The 2,994-nt window shown below is 45.5% G+C and carries 3 protein-coding genes; all 3 read right to left on the bottom strand.

The window, feature by feature from the left end; translation table 11 throughout:
* On the bottom strand, positions 1-498 hold a 498-nt coding region (locus A3761_RS21375), incomplete at its 3' end, for an ABC transporter ATP-binding protein (RefSeq protein ID WP_156492016.1).
* Positions 495-1,847: a nitrous oxide reductase family maturation protein NosD gene (locus tag A3761_RS21370; RefSeq protein WP_068507633.1), complete on the bottom strand. Its 1,353-nt coding sequence runs from the start codon at positions 1,845-1,847 to the stop codon at positions 495-497. The genes A3761_RS21370 and A3761_RS21375, both read right to left, overlap by 4 nt.
* Positions 1,848-1,894: 47 nt before the next feature.
* Positions 1,895-2,994: TAT-dependent nitrous-oxide reductase (nosZ, locus tag A3761_RS21365; RefSeq protein ID WP_156492015.1), on the bottom strand; the 1,100-nt coding region annotated here is incomplete at its 5' end.

Here is a 2,994-nt window from a genome sequence, read left to right as displayed (position 1 = left end):
AACGGTGGGCTCATCCAGTAATAATAGTTTAGGTTTGCCTAGCAGTGCTTGCGCCAAACCAAGGCGCTGCCTCATACCTTTAGAGTAGGTTTTGACTGCTCGATTTGCTGCAGCTTGAAGGCCAACACTCTCAAGTAACCGTTCAGCCTCGTTCTTTTTAAAGCCTTTAAGTTTGGCGAAGTAAGTGAGTATATCGCGCCCGCTTAGGTGATCATAAAAGCTAACATTTTCGGGTAGATAACCAAACTTCTGGCGAATGTGGTGAGCTTTTTTGTCTCGAGGTGACTGGCCAAGGGTTAGTACTTCGCCTTGACAAGGCTCAAGCACGCCCAGGATGATTTTCATCAGCGTACTTTTGCCAGCGCCGTTATGACCAAACAAGCCAAGCACTTCGCCTGGAGGCAAGTCCAGATTGATTGCCTCGAGTGCTTTTAGCTCGCCATAATGTTTGGAGACTGAGTCAAGCTTAACAACAAGGTCAGAAGAAGGGGACGTCATGGGCTGGCTACCTTACGAGCGGGCGGTGTCATGAGAGGGAAACTATCTCTTACCCCAGGCGATTTAAGTACCGGGAATTGTTTTTGGATATAACGTAGTAACAATACTGCAGGGCTATCCATTAGCATTTTTGCCTGAGGAAACTTCCATAGTAGCTTGTCGATACTGTCATTGGGTTCGAAGTAGGTATCGCCAATTTGATCATTGTTCATATCCCAGCCTAAATAGTCGCTCCAGTAATTACCTTGGGCGTCGAGGCTCCATTCTTGTTTGCGGGTCGCGACGTATTTCACTTGAGTCTGGTTTTTGATAAAGGTGTTTTTAGCAATAATATTGTTCTCGGAACCTGCTGTCAGGTGAATACCGATTTCTGCATTACTCACGTCATTGTCTAGAATTTTGTTGTGCAGCGAGTTATAAATAAAGAAGCCCTTACCATCGGCACCCTCAACGTGACGTGCCTCACTTTGACGCACGCCATCAATCGTGTTGTTAGTTAAGGTGGAATAGGTAATAAAGTTTAATAAGATGCCGTAGTCTTCACTATCGAGTGACTGGTTATGATTGACAGTGAGACTTCTGGATTGCATGAGCGCATAGCCTGCACGGGTTCGTACCGCTTTGTTTTTGGTGACGGTATTGCTGTGGGAGTACATGTAATGAACCCCGTAGCGAAGGTCGTGCATATGGTTTTCAGTGAGCAGGTTGTTCTGGCTAGAAATAATGTAAATTCCGTCACGGGTATGCCAGATTTCGTTGCCACGAACCTCGGTATTGGTCGCAACGGATAGATGAATACCATTGCCTCGGTCGGTTGAGCGCATCTGCTCGTTACCGCTTATTTTATTGTTGATAATTTTTGCACCATCGCATTTATCTAACCAAATACCGCTAGTATCACCATGAAGCAGGTTATTCTTGATGGTTGTATTTTGTGCCGATTTTTCAATAAAGATGCCGGCATTCATTGCCGTTAAATCATCGCCCCAGTTTTCTATTGTCAGATTTTCAATGGTGACATGTGGAGCTTTTATTCGAATCCCGTCATGCATGCCTTGGGCGTTGATGATAGCGCCCTTTTCACCTTGAATAGTGAGACTCTGTCGAATAACAAAGTTACCGGCGTAAACACCGGGAGAGAGGACTATCGTATCGCCTCGAGAGGCATTATCGAGAACAGCTTGTAGGTCTAGCTGAGAATTAATCCTTATCTCTTGAGCATAGGCTGAAGAGGATAAAAGAGATGCCACCACTATCAGACAGGTACAGAGGCACAGCATAAGGATATACGCACTGTGCTTCTGTTTGTTCTGCTGTGTTTCCAGCAGTATTCGAGATGGTTGTGACATCTTGTACTTCTTTTTCGCCTTTAGCAGTTAGCTAAAGCTTAAAGGGTTTAAGCTTCGACTAACATTCGGCCACGCATTTCCATATGCAGTGCATGGCAGAACCAGTGACAGTAGAACCATTGTACGCCAACCTTGTCGGCGGTAAAGGTCACTGACTGGGTTTGCTGAGGGCCAATTTCCATACTGACGCCATGGTTGACCATACAGAAACCATGAGTTACGTCTTCTACCATATCAAGGTTAGTGATCACCATGGTGACTTCATCGCCTTGCTTAACGGTAAATTTGTTCAGGCCAAAGTTTGGTGCAACCGAGGTCATATAAACCGTCACTTTGTTACCCTTGCGAATAATCTTGTTGTCCATTTCAAGATTTACACCATCTTTCTTTGCTTGAGCAACGGTTTCAGCGAAGAAGGGGTCATCACGCTTCCAGATTTTGCTTGGCTTCACTTTGCTTCGATGAACGATCATACAATCGTGAGGCTCAGCAAAGGTCGGGCCGTCGTGAATCAGCTTCATTTCATCGCCGGAGATATCGATTAACTGATCATTTTCGGCACGAAGTGGGCCCGTCGGTAAGAATCGGTCTTTAGAGAACTTACAGAGACAGACTAGGTATTTGCCATCAGCATCACGGGTTTCACCCATGGTGGTGTGAAGGTGACCTGGCTGATAATGAACATCCAGCTTTTGGCGAATGTAATTAACTTTCTTGTCTTGATAAGCTTTGATCGCATCTTCCACGTTCCACTTAACCACCTGACTATCGATAAAGACGGTTGTATAAGCATTACCGCGTCCGTCAAAGGCTGTATGAAGCGGCCCTAAGCCCAGCTCTGGCTCTGCAACGATGGTATCGCGAGGTTTGATCTTATCATCAAATAGTGAAGCCAGCTTCTTGATCGCAATCACTGAAACGGTTGGTGAAAGCTTACCGTTAGCCACAAAGTATTCACCGTTTGGTGAAGTGTTCAAGCCATGAGGACTCTTGGGTACCGGAATATAGCGAGTATATTTGGAACCTTTACGGCCATTGATTACAGGTACTTTGGAATCGCCGATTGTCTTGAAGTCACCGTTCTGAACCGCTTTCTCAAGCGCTGGAATATCAAATACAACAACATGGTCACGCTCAGCTGAAATCA

Source organism: Oleiphilus sp. HI0123 (assembly GCF_001635315.1).
Note: the sequence above shows the minus strand (reverse complement) of the source record. Positions and strands in the feature narration are given on the sequence as shown.